The 17,547-nt window shown below is 41.3% G+C and carries 13 protein-coding genes, 1 pseudogene and 1 riboswitch; of the genes and pseudogenes, 11 read left to right on the top strand and 3 right to left on the bottom strand.

The genetic code is table 11. The annotated features are described in order from the left end of the window. Nucleotides 1-264: 264 nt before the first annotated feature. The 9 genes and pseudogenes from PBF_RS14615 (at nt 265) to PBF_RS14580 (ending at nt 12,387) form a co-directional block, all read left to right on the top strand. Nucleotides 265-1,338, top strand: coding sequence for a Wadjet anti-phage system protein JetD domain-containing protein (locus PBF_RS14615; RefSeq protein WP_235192260.1), 1,074 nt, complete (start codon nt 265-267; stop codon nt 1,336-1,338). Continuing rightward, nucleotides 1,329-2,840, top strand: coding sequence for a hypothetical protein (locus PBF_RS14610; protein WP_235192259.1), 1,512 nt, complete (start codon nt 1,329-1,331; stop codon nt 2,838-2,840). The genes PBF_RS14615 and PBF_RS14610 overlap by 10 nt, the downstream gene beginning before the upstream one ends. Beyond that, a complete protein-coding gene (locus PBF_RS14605) occupies nt 2,840-3,586 on the top strand; it encodes a DUF6063 family protein (RefSeq protein WP_035330614.1) in 747 nt (248 codons plus the stop codon). The genes PBF_RS14610 and PBF_RS14605 overlap by 1 nt, the downstream gene beginning before the upstream one ends. Next, nucleotides 3,564-8,024 carry a hypothetical protein gene (locus PBF_RS14600; RefSeq protein ID WP_035330612.1) on the top strand — a complete coding sequence of 1,487 codons (4,461 nt, stop codon included), beginning with the start codon at nt 3,564-3,566 and terminating at the stop codon, nt 8,022-8,024. The genes PBF_RS14605 and PBF_RS14600 overlap by 23 nt, the downstream gene beginning before the upstream one ends. Before the next feature lie 74 nt (nt 8,025-8,098). Next, nucleotides 8,099-8,205: riboswitch (SAM riboswitch) on the top strand. 110 nt (nt 8,206-8,315) lie between these two features. Then, nucleotides 8,316-8,894 carry an O-methyltransferase gene (locus tag PBF_RS14595; RefSeq protein ID WP_035330610.1) on the top strand — a complete coding sequence of 193 codons (579 nt, stop codon included), beginning with the start codon at nt 8,316-8,318 and terminating at the stop codon, nt 8,892-8,894. A 108-nt stretch (nt 8,895-9,002) separates the two neighbouring features. Beyond that, the gene (locus PBF_RS14590; protein ID WP_035330607.1) at nt 9,003-9,575 is read left to right on the top strand and encodes a GNAT family N-acetyltransferase; all 573 of its coding nucleotides are present in this window, start codon (nt 9,003-9,005) and stop codon (nt 9,573-9,575) included. A 55-nt stretch (nt 9,576-9,630) separates the two neighbouring features. Then, nucleotides 9,631-10,821: a PLP-dependent aminotransferase family protein gene (locus PBF_RS14585; protein ID WP_035330605.1), complete on the top strand. Its 1,191-nt coding sequence runs from the start codon at nt 9,631-9,633 to the stop codon at nt 10,819-10,821. A 195-nt stretch (nt 10,822-11,016) separates the two neighbouring features. After that, nucleotides 11,017-11,193: a hypothetical protein gene (locus PBF_RS26505; protein ID WP_019381986.1), complete on the top strand. Its 177-nt coding sequence runs from the start codon at nt 11,017-11,019 to the stop codon at nt 11,191-11,193. A 584-nt stretch (nt 11,194-11,777) separates the two neighbouring features. Next, nucleotides 11,778-12,387: pseudogene (locus tag PBF_RS14580) on the top strand (YdeI/OmpD-associated family protein). A 58-nt stretch (nt 12,388-12,445) separates the two neighbouring features. Here the strand turns inward: PBF_RS14580 and PBF_RS14575 are convergent. Further along, nucleotides 12,446-12,772 (bottom strand): hypothetical protein, encoded by a 327-nt coding sequence (locus PBF_RS14575; protein WP_035330603.1) that lies wholly within the window; start codon nt 12,770-12,772, stop codon nt 12,446-12,448. A 139-nt stretch (nt 12,773-12,911) separates the two neighbouring features. Next, entirely contained in the window at nt 12,912-14,819 is a 1,908-nt protein-coding gene (locus PBF_RS14570) for a CoA-disulfide reductase (RefSeq protein WP_035330600.1), read from the bottom strand. Between the two features lie 311 nt (nt 14,820-15,130). Between PBF_RS14570 and PBF_RS14565 the strand changes: the two genes are divergently transcribed. Next, entirely contained in the window at nt 15,131-15,418 is a 288-nt protein-coding gene (locus tag PBF_RS14565) for a M4 family metallopeptidase (RefSeq protein ID WP_343299442.1), read from the top strand. 302 nt (nt 15,419-15,720) lie between these two features. After that, nucleotides 15,721-16,116, top strand: coding sequence for a VOC family protein (locus PBF_RS14560; protein ID WP_035330595.1), 396 nt, complete (start codon nt 15,721-15,723; stop codon nt 16,114-16,116). 88 nt (nt 16,117-16,204) lie between these two features. Here the strand turns inward: PBF_RS14560 and sstT are convergent, their stop codons facing one another. After that, nucleotides 16,205-17,437: a serine/threonine transporter SstT gene (sstT, locus tag PBF_RS14555; protein ID WP_035330592.1), complete on the bottom strand. Its 1,233-nt coding sequence runs from the start codon at nt 17,435-17,437 to the stop codon at nt 16,205-16,207. Nucleotides 17,438-17,547: the final 110 nt, after the last annotated feature.

Raw genomic sequence — 17,547 nt, 5'->3', positions numbered from 1 at the left:
TGCCCAATGATAACTTAACAGTTAGGAGGAAATGATTTTCTATGAAAAAATGCACCATTGGATTTTTTCCTGCTTTCCTGACTGAAGCCGCATGGATCCCCAGTCTCTATAAATGGGGGAGGAGCTTTTATTGCCTTACTCCCTGCCCCATTTTCTTCTCTCCCTTATTAAATCCATTACATCCATTCCACAACTAGTTTATAATAAAATTGATGTCTGCATGAGATACTTTCAGTCTCTAAAGACCCAAAGATGTTTAAGAAGGTGAACAAAATCAACATCATCGAAACAAGGGTGAGAAGTTTCATTGAAGATATTCAGCACCCTAAGCAAAAGAAGAAGTTAAATATAAATGATTTGGAATTTCAGCTGCGCAAATTGCTGGATGATTATTATGAAATGGACGGTTATTCGCTATTTTATGAAGCCATTCAATCATTGCAGGATGATGGCCAGCTGACACCTATACATAATCATCAATACAACGGGAAAACACCGTCTCTGCCTTTATATTTCTGGGTGAATGTGAAAGCTCACACCGGCAAATGGGATCGCCTCGAGATGATGAAGTTAACTGATCGGTTCGATTTTTCGTTTTATGAACGGCACCCTGAATGGCAGACGAAGGAGGAATGGAGCCGGATCAGGAATTTATATGCTTTTCTCCAATCCAGCGGCGAACGGGAAACTGTTTCACTTGAGGAAAGAAGCCTGGAGCTGTTCGGCCATGAAAAATTCCTGCAGGATGCTGTCAGTTTCCCAGATGGAAAAGGCTTTTTAGCCCGAATTGGCGTATCTGAAGAGCAGCTGAAAGTAGTGAAATACGGGGAGCCTTTTGTGTTTTGGATGAAGCAGGGAAAAGAAATTAATGATATCCAGCGAGTGCTCATTGTCGAGAATCTATCATTCTTTCATACTTCTATTCAATTATTGGAAAGCGATCTGCTCGATTACGAGCCTGAACTGATCATTTATGGGGAAGGTACTAAAATTGAACGGAGCTTTTCATTTTTCTTTAAAATTTTCCCTGCTAAATCGTATCTATTCTATTATGCGGGGGATCTGGATGCTGCAGGCTACGGTATCATGACCAGGCTGCTTGATAAATATCCGGAATGCTGCATTCAGCCTGCATTGAAGATATACCGTAAAATGCTCGATTGTATGGAGCAAAGAAATGAACAGAAATCCGGCCAGCTTCAAAATCTTAAATACCGTGAAGCGTTCTTTAAGTGGTTTACGGAAGAGGAGCAAGAACACTTATTGCAATTATGGCAGGAAAATAAACGGATTCCTCAGGAAGTCCTGACAATTGAAACATGGAGGAGATGGATGTGAACGAGTCATGGGAAGGATTCGCCCAGCGGATGCAGCGTTTAAACCCGCTGTTTGAGCTTGGAAGAGGAATGGAAGTCGGAGAGCTGAAGCCTCATATCCAGACGATTCTGATGCAGGTGCTCCTCACCATTTTTTATCGGGAATTGAATGATGATGATCACCGGAGAAAATCAGATATCAAATATATGGTGGAAGATTCGATTAAACAAATGAAGCTATTGGCTGATGAGAAGCAGATTGAACGAATCACAAGCGGACTTTTGTATCAGGGAAGAGAAGAGTACAGCAGGCCGTTTGAAGCCCTTTATTACGATGAAATCAGACAGTCATGGGAGACGCAGGTTTTCCGTTATGTGACAATGGATGAATTATATACAAACCTGGAAATGGGCGGATCAATCGTCTACAAACTCACAGATGTCTCACAGGAAATGATTTTCATGAGCAGGGAAATGGCGGAGGAGTTCTCGATCACCATTGAACAGCTCTACAGTATGCAGCTGATTAAAAACGGTAATTTCCGCAAAGCTACCCGAAACCTCGATCACCTCATTTCACGGGTCAACCGCTTAATGGCAAGAGAATTCTCCTTTCAAAAAGAAATGATCAATAATCCCAAAATCTTATTGATGGAAGAAGAAATGCAAAGGGCTGATAATCGTGCGGAAATTGAAAAACAATTTGAAGAAGAGAAAAATCACTTCCGTACCATCAGCAGTATGATTGAGAAGACAAAACGAAGAAACGAGGAAGATGATCACATTCAAAGAGAATTGATCCTCCTGCAGGAAAAGATCGGCCATACAAGGCAATTGCATGACCGTTTTGCCAAGCTTGTGATTCAGAATATCTCCTATGAAATGAAATTAAAAGCGGAAAACCCTTCACTATTTTGGGAAACAAGCCTCGTTTCGTTTCGGGAGCACATTTTTGAAAACTGGTTCATGAAGGAGGGGGGATCTTCCTTCGATCGTGTTGAGAAGGTACTGGGTCCTTTATTTTCTCCAAAGAATGAATTTATCTTGCCCTTGGATTGGATCTGGGGCGAACAGGAATTTGATGAAAAGCAGCTCACAGAGACGATGGAGGAAGAAACGGCAGAGGAAAGTATTACCCATCAGCGGGTAACGAACTGGGATTCTGTTATAAAGGCCTGGAGCTATGTGTTTCAATATTTGCAGACATACGGAGAGTTTTCCCTGGCTGATTTAACGACATTGCCGCTTGAGGTACAGGATTTATGGTTTGAAGAATCGGAAACGATTGATTTATGGATGATGTTTGATAAAAAGCCGCTGAAGGTTCAGGTGCTGCACCGGAGGGAAGAGAGCTTGAGCGATGAGAGGGAGATTCTCCTCTATAAACTGATGCAGGAGTATCCGCAATTCCAGGTGTTTGAAGGATTGAAACTTTATACCGAGTTTGACCATCGTGCGGAACCTTTCCTCTGGTATCAAATGAAAATCACTCCGTTTAAAATTTGTGTTCAGGAGGAGAAATGATGAGTGCAGAAAGTATTAAGACTGCATCAGCGGTTTATTTTACGCTTTTAAAAGACAAGGTTATCGATGAAAACAGCGAGCACTTTCAGGCGTATTACGTTCCTGATGTAAGACAGACGGTGCTTTTAATGGCAGACGAATCCGGGACCTTTATCATTGAATCGCCTAAACGTATTCAGCTGGTTGTGCAGCCGACCGGATCTGTTTTTGCAACGAATTTTACACATATGAAGGACAGGCATAAGCAGGTTGAAACCAAAAAACATTTTCACCTGATGAGTGTTGTCATTATGGCATTCCTGGCGGGCATCGACCGAAATCAGGCGGCTAAGATCCGCACGAAGCGCGAAGGGATCAGCTTCTATACATTAGAACGGCAAGTCAATGATGTCATCATGAATTGGGATAGTCTGCTTAAAGCAAAACCTGATTTCGGAGAAGAAGAAAAAATTGATATGAAAGACGTTGTGACGACATGGAAATACATGGAGGTCGACACAGATGATTTAGGAGCCAGGAAAGCCAATCGCAGAACGCGCATCGGATTGATTGCAAGTGCCATGCGTCTTTTGGAAACAGAAGGACTCATCGTCATCCTGGATCGGGAGGAAATACCGAAGGCGATTCCGAAGCAGGAGTTATTTGAGCGGATTGAATACCTGTATCATGACTATGACCGTTATGAAATGTTCAAGGAATTAATGAAAACAGAGGAGGATCAGCATGCCGAAAATACATCGAATTAGAATTGCCGGCCTGAAATATGATGGCATGCAAAAGCAGTATAGGGACACCACCTTTAATTTTCATAATGAGGAAACCTCCACAAATGGGCTCATTTCGATGATGAATGGAGGAGGGAAAGGTGTTTTCCTTCAGACCATATTTCAGATCCTTAAGCCGGGTACTGCATGGGGAAAGCAGAATAATCGCTATTATCAGCAATTCTTTTTTAATAATAAAGAGCAATTCATACCTTATACCTTTCATGTTCTTATACAATGGGAGCTCGACGGGGCTGACCGCAGGCATTTGGTGACGGGCGGAATGTTTTCAGCAGAACAGCGGATTTCCATGAATGAAGAAAGCGGAGAGAGCAAACCGCTTGAACAGGAAGCGAAAATTGTCCCGAATATTACCTTTTATACAAGGGAGTTTGAACGGAAAGAAGAAGCATCACTTGAACATATTCCGCTCTATGAAGATGGAGAACTGGCTGAAACAGAAGGCCTGAAGGATTATTTAAAATGGAATGGATACGATGTTTACCGGGATACAAAGAAGCACTACCGCATTCTTGATACATACGGCATTAACCGCAAAGACTGGGATATTATGAAGGACATTAATAAGGATGAAGGCGGTGTTGGAAAATTCTTTGAAGGCGCTGAAGATGATCATTCCCTGTTCCAAAAGCGGATTATTCCTACAGTCAGTCAGGTTCTTCACCGGACTGAGCATCAGAAGAACGATCTGGTGGAGATTTTTAAGAGTCAGGCAAGCATCGCGAAGGACCTCCCTGTTTTGCTGAAAAGAGAGCAGGCACATAAAGAGTTCCTGGAAGATATTCTTCCTTTTGAAGAGAGCCTGGCAAAGGGTGTCGGGCATAAGGAAATTGTAGATGATAGCATTAAGGCGGGAAGACAGCTGCTTGGCGCTTTGGAGCATTTGAAGAAAACAGAAGAAGAAACTCTCATTGAGCTGGAAAAGGAAATCGAAAAATTAACAGGCAGGCAAGTGGATCTGCGTTTTCAGAAAGATAATCTTGAGTATGCAAAAGCTCACAGGGAAGTGCTGGATTGGGAGAAGAAATTAGCGGAAGAGCAGAAGAAGCATATTGTTCTGCAGGAAGCTGTGAAGGAAAAGCAGGAGCGAAAAGAGGAGCTGGCTTTTCAGCTATTATTAAAAGAATGGCATGAAGGGGAACAAAGTATTCGCGCGCTTTCCCAGCAAATTGCAAAGCTCGAGCAGAACAGCGGCCTGGAGCAAGTGAATCAAAGAATGGATGAAATCAAAAAAGAAGCGGCACAGCAATGGGAGAAATCCTCTGCTGCCATTAGGGAAGCCGTTCAGCAATATTCCGGATATCAAAGGTTTTTAAAGAAAAAAGCAAACGACCTGTCTAAGCAGGATAAACAAAAGACCCAGGAGATTGCCCAGCTTCGAACAGAAATTGATTTTCTTTATTCTCAAATTCATGAATTTGAATCAAAAGAAGAACAGCTTATCAAGGAATTCGGAGACCGCATTACCTATGATTTAACAGGTTTTATTGAAAATCTGACTAAACAGATAGAAACTAAAGAAGCGGCACTCGAAGATCTACAGGCAAAAGAGAATAGATCAAATGAAAAACAAAATCAGCTTGCTTCTTCCCATGGTACACTCGCACAATCCATTCAGTTTTCTGAAGAAAAGTGTGAAGAGCTAAAAAAGAAAAGTGAAGAGCAGAAGCAAAAAGAAACAAAGCTGTACGATCAGCTGCAAGGTGTGCTGCAAGGTGTCACAGCTCCATTCTCGAATGCTCTTTTATCAAAATATGCCCTGGAGGTGGAGGAGCTCCTCGCCCAAAATCGCGAGCAGGGGGAAGAATTAAAGAAAGCGCTCTGGGAAACGCAGCTGGATTATGCCTTGAATGATGAGCATTTCTGGATTGCCAATAATGATGTGAAGGAACTGAAGGAATGGATTGATGAGAAGACAGGGATTGATGTATTTTACGGATCCCAATTTCTCCAATCCTTAAAGCCCGATGAAACGGCGAGCCACATGCTTTCTCATCCTCTCCTGCCGTACGGCTTAGTAGTCAGCAGGCCGCAATGGGAAAAAATCAATAAGCAGGTTCTTGGAGGAAGGATGTTTAAAAGTCCGGTCCCGATTTTTATGAGGGAGGAAATGGCGGGTGAAAATCAGCAGAATGCCTTTGTGATGATCACCGGGACGGAGAAGGAGCTGCTGGCGGATAAAAATCAGTTCACAAACTGGAAAATTCAGATTGCGAAACAAATAGAAGAAAAGAAAGATATACTTGCAGAGTTAGAAAAAACAGAAACAGCACTGCGAAGTATTATAAAAGAGATAGACCGATTCATTTCCCATGACCTTGCAGGTGATATCGAAAAAGTACTGCATCAGGAAAAGGAAGTACTGCTTTCAAGGAAAACGGAATTGCAGGCTATCATCGTGCAGGAGGAAAAAGAAAAAGAACTGCAGCTGGGACTTAGAGAACAGCTGGAAAAGACGAAGAAAAAGATTGAAAAACTCTCTAAAGATGCCGAATCCTTAGCGGAATTTAACCGGGAAAAATCGATGCATCAGGAAAATAAACGGGTAAAGCAGGAAAAAGAGAAACAAAAGGAAGCTTTCGAAAAGCTGCAGAATGAGCTGGGAATCGAGCTTCAGACCATGAATGACCTTCAGGAAAAGTGGAGCCAAACCTATCTGGAATGGAAGCTGTCAGCCGAGCAAAATATTAAGAAGATAAGCTTTTTTATAGACGGTGCTGCTTTTCCAGCGGCTGAGAAAGCAGAAGCTTCTGAGGAGGTTCCGCGATTATCACCCTATATTTTAGAAAAAATCAATGGCAGCATTGAGGAGCTTAAACAGCTTCAAAAATCAAAAGAAGAACAAGCAAGTGAACTGCTCGCGATTCAGGCGACACGTGAATCCGAACAGAAGCAGCAAAGGAAGCTGGAAAAAAAACTTCATGCTCTTAATGAAGAGTGGAAGGATGCTTCTGTACCTGATGAACCAATAAGTATTTTGGAGAATATGGTTCAGACAGCTGCAAAGGAAACAAAGGCAGCAGAAAAAGAAGAGCGTGAGCAGGAAAAGACCGTTACCATTGCGGAAACGTCCTTAAAGCATGGAATGGATCAGCGTAAGAAATCCGCTAAAAAAGTGGCAAAGCATGAGCAGCAGCCTGAAGAATGGGAAGAGCTTGATCTGGAAGTGAAGACCGTAGAAATTGCTGACCAGACCAAACAGACAAATGCAGAAATAAAGAAAACAGAAGAGCGCAAAAAAGAGACAGAACAAAACATAACTGAGTTTGAAAACAATCAATTGCATTTATCCGTCATTCTTAAAGAGGAAGCGGCAGCTTTTTCGGATGAGGATATAGAAAAAATAAAGAGTCAAGGAAAGCAAAGCATCCTATCCTGGAGTGAAAAACATCAGGCTATTCAGGATGAAGGGCAAGAAAAGCATGCGAAGATTGAACAATCACTAAGAAACTTAAAGCTTGCTATTGAAGGCAAGGATTGGGAAATCCGTTTTAAGAATGAAGTCTTAAGTACGCTTGATCATATGGATACAAGGCATTATGCTCATATTCAAAGTGTCGTCCAGAACATGAAGCGCTTTTCACAGAGCGGCTTAGATCAGCTGGAACGCGATAAAGAACGGGCAGAAAAAGCGCAGAACTTCTGGGCCAGCCGGGCGAGCATGAAGGTGATGAGCATTTCAGAAGCGATTCGCTCGATGATTGCGAAAATGAAGCTGAAGAATGAACGGGGTTCATTCCCGCTTGTCCAGCTCAAAGAAGACATCCTGCCTAAAAAAGCGGAAGATGTTGAACCTTTACTGAAACAGCATTTTGTTTCAGCCATTAACAAAATTACAAAGCGATTCGAGATAATTGATGACAATAATCAGCTGCTTGATCAGGAAATTAAACAGCTTATCAGTGATGAGCAGATTTTATTTGTCTCTCTTAGAAATCGTTACCCAGAACTGTTGGTTTATAACATGCGTACTGATAATGCCTTCATGTACGGAAAACCGCAGCGAGAGCATTATTCAACCTGGCAGACGATCAACCAGGGTTCAAGGACGAAATCCGATGGCAGCGGCGGTCAAAAGCTTTCTGCCCGCATGGTCATGATGATGATGCTTCTTTCGGTTAAGAGTGAAACTGACCAAAGCTGGGTTCCGTTAGTCTGTGATAACCCGTTCGGACAAGCTGCTTCTGCCCATGTGCTTGATCCTATTTTCGCTGTAGCGAATAAGCTGAAGTTCCAATTCATCGTTGTTACCCCGCCTGAATTAGTGAAAACAGAGATCAGCCAGAGATTCGACGCGTATTATAAATTGGATTTCATCCGTGAAAAGGGAAAAGAGATTGTGTCGGATACGATTGTTCCGGCTTTTCGGATTTATCAGGGGGAGGAAGCTGTTCATTAGATTAAAAGAATGAAAGTATTGCCATTTTACTGAAACTATGCAATACTTGGATGAAAATTAATATTTATTACAAATTCTTATCACGAGAGGCGGAGGGAATGGCCCTGCGAAGCCTCAGCAACCCCTGATTAGGTCAGGAAGGTGCTAATTCCAACAGAGTTGAAGCTCTGGGAGATAAGAGGTCGTTTTTTGATAAGTAAAGGCCTCTTATAATGAGTGGCCTTTTTTTGATGCTCTTTCGTGATTCGGGCTGGTTTTAGATAAACACGAATAAAGAGGAGGAATGGTCAAATGGAAAACGGCGTTATACAGGTTCCGAAAACATACACGAGGATAATTGAGGAATCAGATGTGCTCGGCTTCGGACAGTCTTGTGATCGAAAAACAGGATTTTTACTAAAGGGGCTGGCTGCCTCAAAACCAGGTGGCAGCTTTTTGGAGCTGGGAACAGGTACGGGAGCGTCTGCTTCCTGGATCATGGATGGGATGGATGAGGACAGTAATCTTACGACCGTTGACATTGATTCGGCAGTCCAATCGATCGCGAGAAAATACCTCGGGAATGACAGCAGAATCACATTTTGCTGTGAGGACGGAGCAGCTTTTATTCAAAACCTGTCGGAAGGGTTCGATTTTATTTTTGCAGATACATGGCCGGGGAAATTCGAGCTTCTGGACAAAACCCTGGATCATTTAAATATTGGCGGTTTTTATGTAATTCACGATGTGTTTCCGCAGCAGAAATTGCCTGAAGGGTATAAAATCAAAGCCACTAAACTATTAAAAACCCTGCAGGACAGATCTGACCTGGACATAACAGAATTGGACTGGGCTACCGGGCTGGTACTCGCTGTGAAAACAGCGGTTTGATAGATGAATATATTTATTAGTGCAGATGGGGAATCTCATGAATTGCGTTGCTGCATATTTGTCTGAAGCAATGAAAAGGGGTTTAATTGTATCAAGGAGAGTGCTGACATGCAAAAATTAGAGAATGATATTGTTCAATTAATTCCGATAGAACTTGAGCATGCAGAAGGAATTTATGAAGCGGCCCAGGATCATCGTATATGGGAGCATATGTCTGTTGATTTAACTGATAAAAGCCGGGTTATTCAATATGTCAAAGATGCGATACAAAAACGTGAGCAGGGCACCGATTTTGCTTTTGTTATTGTCCATAAAAAAACAGGGAATATAATCGGTGCTACCTGGTTTCTCGATATTTCAATCCCGCATAAACGGCTCGAAATCGGCTCAACGTGGATAAACACCCTGTATTGGCGCACGAATATTAATTCGAACTGTAAATATTTGTTATTAACATACTGTTTCGAAGAACTGTCTCTGAATCGCGTACAAATTAAAACCGGACATGAAAACTTCCGTTCACAAAAAGCTATCGAACGGATCGGTGCGGTAAAAGAAGGCGTACTTCGAAATCATATGATACTTAAAGAAGGGACCATTCGCCATACTGTCCTTTATAGTGTCATTAAGGAAGATTGGGGAAAAGTAAAAAAACATTTCGAAGAAAACTTGCTACTCTAAGTTTTGTGGAACATGTATACTGAATAATAAAACTGCTGGAAGGGTGCAGATTGTAGTGAATGCTGATTCTTTTTTTCATGATAAAATCAAAAAGGCGCTTCAGAATACTCCTCCTGGGGAGTGGATTCCTGAGATTCCAGATGAATGTATTCGCCTGCATTGCGGATATCCGGCACCTGCACTTGTGCCGGATGAAGAGGTAAAGGCGGCTGTTAACAGTCTATTAGAAGAAGAACATGATTTGCCGCTCCATTATATAGGAAGTCCTAAAATAATAAAACTCAAGGAACAAGTTTTAAAGAGATTGAAAGAGCGGGGGATATCTGTTGCTGAAAAAGAGCTTTTGATCACTTCAGGTGCATGTCAGGCGATCGATTTGATTGCCCGTATTCTCCTTGATGAGGATACAATTATTGCTATAGAGTCCCCCACCTATATGGAGGCTTTAGAGATTTTCCAAAACTACACAAAACATATAATTAGTATTCCTGTTGACAAGCACGGACTTCAAACAGAGGTATTTGAAGAAATTCTAGAGGAAAGAATGCAAAATGGGCTTGCTCTCCCGCGTATTCTTTATACGATCCCGAACTTCCAAAACCCAACAGGAACAACAATGACAGAAGAACGCAGGCAGCATGTAATGAAGCTGGCAGACAAATATAATTTCCTATTAGTTGAGGATGATGCTTATGGGGAATTATCATTTAATAAAAGTCTCCCCACTCTTAAAGCAATGGATCAAAGCTCCCGAGTTCTGCATGTCGGTTCGCTATCCAAGATAGTGGCCCCGGGCATGCGTATAGGATGGATAGCGGGAGCAAGTGAAATAATCCATGCATGCGCCTGGTATAAAAAGGATCTGAACCATCCGTTTGCTCAATCTGCCATGGCTGTTTATTTGGCAAACACGGATTTTAATAATAAATTAGTAACCTTGAGAGATACATACCGATCCAAATGCGATGTTCTGACCTCTGCATTGAAACAGTACTTTCCTGAATCAGCTTCCTGGTATGTGCCTGAAGGAGGGTACTTCGTGTGGATGAAAATTCCCGGTGCCGATACATCGGAACTGTTGACACATGCCCTTTCAGAGGGGGTATCTTTTATTCCTGGCAAGTACTTTTTCAAAGACCAGGGAGCCGGAACGGAGTTTCTGCGCCTTTCCTTCAGTTATGCGGATGAGAAGGAAATAACAGAGGGGATTCGCAGGCTGGGAAAAGTCGCAGAGGCCTATCTTTAAATGCCGGACAGTGTGGCATCGACTATCACGATCCCCTTTTGATAATTTTTTGCGAGTCATGAAGGGATGAAATTATTCTTTTAATTTGATTGCTTTATTTGAACGATTTTTGGATCAGATAGAATACCAGCTAAATACTGAATAATTTTTCGGCAAATGGAAATTATATAGGTGAATTCAAAAAGGAGGAATGATGTGGAAACAAGTATGAGTGTTGAAGAAGTATTAACCGGGATTTCTGAACTTTTGGAAAAAGAAGGGCAGCCGCCCCGAAAGAAGCAAGTAAAGAAATCAAATCCAGAGCTAATGAAAAATGCATTGTATTATTTTCCGAGCTGGGAAAATGCAGTAGAGCAGTCAATAGGATCTTAACCTCAAAGAGTACATAACATATCTGCTTTTTAAATTGGAGTGTCTTCGTAAGTGTTTGTCCAATTAAAAGGAAATACTGAAACCACAAAAGATGCCTGCCTGATGGAAAAGTGCAGGCATCTTCTGTGGTTTTATAAATAGGATGGGTAAGTCTATGGGTTTTAAAAATACCCTGTCGCCAATAAAGCTTGAATTAGGATACGTTTTTCAGTTTCAATCGATCTTATACAAACTGGCAGGAAAGCATCATTAAAAAAGAGCTTAGAAAATTCCTAAGCTCAATGGATAATAGGGGGTCGAATTGTGAGGGTTCGACCACTTTAATTTTATACAATTCTGTTTTTTATTTCAACTTATTAAAGTGAAAACGCATAAAAGTGTTAATGTTTTAAATTCCCCTTCTTGAATTACCATGAACTGGAAGGGGTAACTCTCATTGGCAATTCCAATCCCTGGAGCCTTTAAGAAAGCCAGTGCGAAAGATTTGGATGCTTTAATAAACTATTTAGAAAAGTGAAGGTAATTTAAAGGAGCAGTATATTATGTCAATCATTTATAAATTAAAGCTTAACTAATATAATAATTTGGCTGTTCTCAACCAGCCAAGTGACTATGCTGTATTTAATGAATGCATAACCACTTTATCAGGAGAACATGATGCAATCTTCTTCTTTGTAGAAACAATTGATGAAATGGTGTTTTATACACGAAAAGTAATAGAATGAAGAACACCTGCTTGAAAAAGGATATTTATTTTTCTCTTATCCTAAAAAAGAGAATAAACGGTATGATACATACGTTCATAGGGATGATATTTTCCCGGCAATGAAAGTCGGAGAAGATGGGTATTTGGAAAATAGCGAAGTGAAATTCTCGAAAATGGTTAGTATGGATGATGTCTTTACGGTAGTTGGATGGAAACGAGTAAAGAACAAAGAGAAAAAGTCATCAGCTCCTAGTCAATGTGTGGCTGATTATGAAAATAACGTGAATGATATTGTAGAAATCTTATCAAATCATCCAAATGAATTGATATTTTATCAGGAACTAACCCCAGGTTACCAAAAGGATTGGGCTCGCTACATCTTTTCTGTTAAACAGCAGAAAACCCGTGAGAAACGAAAAGCCCAAATGGTCGATATTTTATCACAAGGGTATAAATCCATTGATTTGTTTAGGCAAAAGAAGAAATAAAAATGGTTCCTGACCCAGTTTATTTTTTGTCATTTGGGAAAGGAACTTTTTTTAGAAACTAAAAATTATTTAACTCACTTAGGAATGCATCTAATTCATCTTCAGATAAAAATTTATATGCATATCCATAGGAAATTGGTTCAAGGCCAGTATGTTCCCGTTTAGGGAATTCCCTTAGTGCAGTACTATGACTCAGACCAGTGGATTTTTCCACAAGCTTCTTATTGCCTTCAACGGTTTTTGGATTTAAAACGATCGTAATTTCTTTGTTCGGAAGCAGATAAATGATTTCGTCGTTTCCAATATGTTTAAATTCAACACCCTTTGATGTTTCCTTCATCGTTTTGAATTTGTTTAACCCAAACGTATTATGTATGTTTCCCATAGGATCATTCACCTCCAATTAATAATGCCACTTCATATTATAAGGCAGATTGTCTATTCTGTACTATAGAAACTCAAGCATAAGAAAAAGGAGTTTGATATTCCTCCTTTTTCCCAAGCTATTATCCTGAAAAAAACAATTACCGTTTTTGAATAATGGTTTGATAGTGTTTGCTGCTGTGTCCGGTCTTAACCAGCAAATGTCCATTTTTTTCACACCACGAAGCAATATCTTTTACAAAATTGCAATCAGTTGTGGTGATCTGAAGATATTCACCTGACTGAAGGAACTTTATGTTTTTATGGACCTCCATAATTGGCCCGGGACAGGTTAACCCCGCTGCATCAATGGAGATGGATGGATGAATGTGTTCCTCGTACTCTGGATTGAGGGCTCTCTTTTTCTGATGAACAGCTGAATATGTTTTCCAGCCCCCATCCAGATTTTTCACAACAAAGCCATTTTCTTTGAGAATACGAGAAGCTAAATAGCCTCTTAAACCAACCTGGCATGAAACATAAACCGTTTTGTCCTTAGGGATTTCATTCAGGCGATCCCGTATTTCACTCAGCGGAATGTTTATAGAACCTGCAATATAGCCCATTTCCCTTTCGATTGGCTCCCGGACGTCGATCAGGAGGCCGCCATTTTCAACGATTTCATCGATTTCATTCCACTGGACGGTAACCGTGTCGCCATTTATGATGTTTTCTGCCACATATCCTGCCATATTGACAGGATCCTTCGCAGATGAAAATGGCGGAGCGTAGGACAGCTCAATTTCATTCAAATCAAACACAGTTAAATTGCCTTTTATGGCTGTGGAAATTACATCAATTCTTTTGTCTGCTCCATCTTCCCCAATTGCCTGTGCACCATAGATTTTTCCTGTATCTGGACTAAATAGCAGTTTTATACTGATTGGAGCGGCTCCAGGATAATAACCTGCATGGGAGCTTGGATGAATATGGACAGCCTGATATTTCATGCCCAGCTGTGACAGCTGTTTTTCATTGATGCCTGTGGAGGCGACGGTTAAATCAAATACTTTGGCAATGGATGTACCGAGTGTCCCTTTATACTTTTCCTGCTTCCCGTAAATATTATTGGCTGCAATTCTTCCCTGGCGGTTAGCCGGGCCTGCTAAAGGAATCATGGCTGCATTTCCATTGATAAAATCCCTCACTTCAACGGCATCGCCAATGGCATAAATATCTGGATCTTCCGTTTGCAGATACTCGTTTACCAGAATTCCCCCGCGCTGTCCTACATCCAGCCCTGCCATGAGGGCCAGCTTATTTTCAGGTTTTACCCCTATGGATAAAATCGCCATGTCGGTGCAAAGCTGTGTCCCGCTTGCCAGTTCAATGGTTTTCCCATACTGCTTAAACGCCTTGACTCCATCCTCTAATATCAAATCGACTCCTTTTTCATTGAGATGGGAATGAACGATAGAGGCCATTTCAAAATCGATAGGGGCCATCACCTGCTTGCCTAATTCCACCACCGTTACGTGAATCCCGCGCTCTGCCAAATTCTCTGCCATTTCCAGCCCGATAAATCCTCCTCCAATTACAACTGCGCTTTCCGGATGCTGCTCATCAACAAACGCCTTTATTTTATCTGTATCCGGAATATTTCTGAGAGTGAAAACATTCTGCGCCTCTGATAGCCCTTCAATAGGCGGCACGATGGGCTTTGCACCTGGTGATAAAAGTAGAGTGTCGTATGATTCCTTATAGATTTCACCGGTACGGAGGTTTTTGACTTCCACTGTTTTTTGTTCACGGCTTATTCCGATAACCTCTGAAAGATTGCGAATATCCAGATTAAATTTTTTGCTCATACCTTCAGGCGTTTGTAACAAAAGCTTATTCCGATCCTTAATGGTTTCACCGATATAATAGGGAAGACCGCAATTGGCGAACGAGATATGTTCACCCCGTTCAAACAGGACGATCGTTGACTTTTCATCTAATCTTCTTAATCGTGCAGCAGCAGTAGCACCACCCGCAACACCGCCTACAATAACAATTTTCTTTGACATGATATATTCCTCCTGACTATTTTTAAATATGCTTAACCTGATTTTTTCACTTGTAAATCCCGTCAGTGTTTACTCCTGCAAAAGTACAGTCATCCCCTTTTATGATGATGTGTTTAAAAGATATTGTTTATATTAATATACTATATGGGGTATATGAAAATACGCAATAAAATCCTGTCTATTGTTGTGTGACAATATTGTGGCGTATACAGAATAGACAAAAAAAGCTTCGTTAACTATTAAACGATAGATTCGGTCTGTATTTTAATAATAATTTATTATAAAGAAAGGGGTTTGGTAATTTTTTAACTATTGGGAGAACGAGATTCCGCAGCTTAAGTGATCCTAACAGTGTTGTCGTAAGTAATCCGGAAAGAGCAGCATATGGCAGCGGAGTCTATCCGGCAAATATGGATGAATATTACGACATGCCTTTAAATGTCGATAATGGCGGAGTCCATGTGAATTCTTCCATAACAAACCATGCTGCGTACCTAATCGGACAGGAACTTGGCAGGGAGAAGCTGGGAAAAATTTATTACCGCGCTTTAACTTTATATTTAACCTCTAATTATGATTTTAACGATGCGCGTCAGTGATTGACGGTGAAATAAGTGAATCTTCCCTTGCTGATCTAAAGTGGACCATCACGGAAGCCGATGGACATTGTTTAATTGTGTTAAAAAGGTGATGATTGAAGCAGAGGAAAAGATAAAGAGGAGCTGAACAATAAGTATATTGCTGATATTACAAAAGAAATTGAGTCGCTTATAGCAAAGAAATGATAAATAGGAGTATGTGGAGGTGACGTTCTATATGTGAATGTCCCTTTTTAAGTTGTACTTTTTTACACAAGCATTATAATAATTATGTAAGCGATTACAAGTCTGAGGAGGATTCTATGGGCAGATTAGTTCATTTTGAAGTTCATGTGGATGACATGGAGCGGGCCAAGAAGTTTTATGGCGAGGTATTCGGATGGTCATTTCAGGATTGGAGTGAGTACGCCGGAATGCCTTATTATGGAGCAGTGACTGGAAATGAAGAAGAGCCGGGCATTAATGGTGCTTTGATGCAAAGGCAGGGGCCGCCCCCGGGAGCTAATCAAGCGTTAAATGGATATGCGTGTACGATGGGTGTGGAAGATTATGATGCAGCTGAAGCCAGAATCCTTGAGAATGGCGGCACTGTCGCTCTGCCGAAGTATGCTCTTCCTGGAATGGCTTGGCAGGGTTACTACAAGGATACAGAAGGGAATATTTTCGGAATTCACCAGCCTGATGCAAATGCGAAGTGAATAGTAACGACACAATACATAAAAAAAAGCCCGTCTTAAACGACAGGGCTTCAGTAAAGGAGTCACCTTAGAGTGACTCCTTTATTTATTATGCACTAAGTTTTGCAATTTTGCTTTCCTTTCGCTTCTTTGCATATTCAGCTGTTGCTGTAAATAGAACATCTGAGGAAGAGTTAAGGGCTGTTTCGCATGAATCCTGTAATACCCCAATAATGAATCCTACCGCGACAACCTGCATCGCTACGTCATCCGGAATTCCGAATAAGCTGGCTGCTAAAGGAATGAGAAGAAGGGATCCGCCTGCCACTCCTGAGGCCCCTGCGGCAGAAACTGCTGCTAATACACTAAGGATTAAGGCTGTTCCAAAGTCTACTTGAATACCTAAAGTGTGAACCGCTGCAAGAGTCAGAACAGAAATTGTAACAGCTGCACCTGCCATATTAACCGTTGCGCCTAATGGAATGGATACGGAATACGTATCTTCATCCAGCCCAAGCTTTTCGCATAAGCTCATATTTACAGGAATGTTTGCTGCTGAGCTGCGTGTAAAGAACGCTGTAATTCCGCTTTCCCGTAAGCATCTAAAAACAAGAGGATATGGATTTCTGCGAATATTAAAAAATACGATAAGAGGATTCACAATCAGAGCAATAAAGAACATGCAGCCCAGTAGGATGATCAGTAACTTGCCGTAATCCATCAGTGCAGAAAGCCCATTGCTGACAATCGCATCAAACACAAGACCCATAATTCCGATTGGAGCGAAGCTGATCACCCATTTTACTAGAGTCGAGATGGCATCTGAGAAGTTTGCGAGCATGTTTTTTGTTGTATCAGCTGCTTTTCTTATGGCAATGCCAAGAAGGATTGCCCAAGTCAGGATGCCGATATAATTGCCATTGATCAATGCATTGACCGGGTTGTCCACAACATTAGTCAGCAGGGTTGTAAGAACGTCTGCTATCCCTCCAGGAGGTGTTACATCCTCTGCTCCCGGTACAAGTGAAAGAGTGACAGGAAAAATAAAGCTTGCTACAACGGCGACAAGTCCGGCTAAAAAGGTGCTTACACCATAAAGAGCTATAATGGACTTCATATTTGTCTGCTGGCCGCTTCTATGCTTGGAAATGGCATGCATTACCAGGAAAAAAACCAGTACCGGTGCTACTGCTTTTAATGCACCTACAAATAAAGTACCAAAGATAGAAACCCATCCCGCTGCTTTCGGAATAGTCAAAGCGAGGGCTATACCTGCGATGATACCCAGCAGAATTCTTTTAACCAGGCTTATTTGGTTCCACTTGCTAATTGCGTTTTTCATTCGATTCCCTCCGAAGTGATTATTATATAAAAGAGAATAATGGCTTTTCACTGTTATCCTGCAGTGATATTTGTTAGTTTAACACAAATATTATAAATTGTGCGATAAAT

The organism is Cytobacillus firmus DS1 (assembly GCF_000565285.1).
GTDB classification, from domain to species: Bacteria; Bacillota; Bacilli; order Bacillales; family Cytobacillaceae; genus Cytobacillus; species Cytobacillus firmus_A.
This window is presented reverse-complemented; position numbering and strand designations above follow the sequence as displayed.

Excerpts from the sequence above, each read along its gene's own strand:
- PBF_RS14610 (WP_235192259.1), top strand. The coding sequence starts at position 1,329 with ATGGATGTGAACGAGTCATGGGAAGGATTCGCCCAGCGGATGCAGCGT.
- PBF_RS14605 (WP_035330614.1), top strand. The coding sequence starts at position 2,840 with ATGAGTGCAGAAAGTATTAAGACTGCATCAGCGGTTTATTTTACGCTT.
- PBF_RS14600 (WP_035330612.1), top strand. The coding sequence starts at position 3,564 with ATGCCGAAAATACATCGAATTAGAATTGCCGGCCTGAAATATGATGGC.
- PBF_RS14595 (WP_035330610.1), top strand. The coding sequence starts at position 8,316 with ATGGAAAACGGCGTTATACAGGTTCCGAAAACATACACGAGGATAATT.
- PBF_RS14590 (WP_035330607.1), top strand. The coding sequence starts at position 9,003 with ATGCAAAAATTAGAGAATGATATTGTTCAATTAATTCCGATAGAACTT.
- PBF_RS14575 (WP_035330603.1), bottom strand. The coding sequence starts at position 12,772 with ATGGGAAACATACATAATACGTTTGGGTTAAACAAATTCAAAACGATG.
- PBF_RS14570 (WP_035330600.1), bottom strand. The coding sequence starts at position 14,819 with ATGTCAAAGAAAATTGTTATTGTAGGCGGTGTTGCGGGTGGTGCTACT.
- PBF_RS14560 (WP_035330595.1), top strand. The coding sequence starts at position 15,721 with ATGGGCAGATTAGTTCATTTTGAAGTTCATGTGGATGACATGGAGCGG.
- sstT (WP_035330592.1), bottom strand. The coding sequence starts at position 17,437 with ATGAAAAACGCAATTAGCAAGTGGAACCAAATAAGCCTGGTTAAAAGA.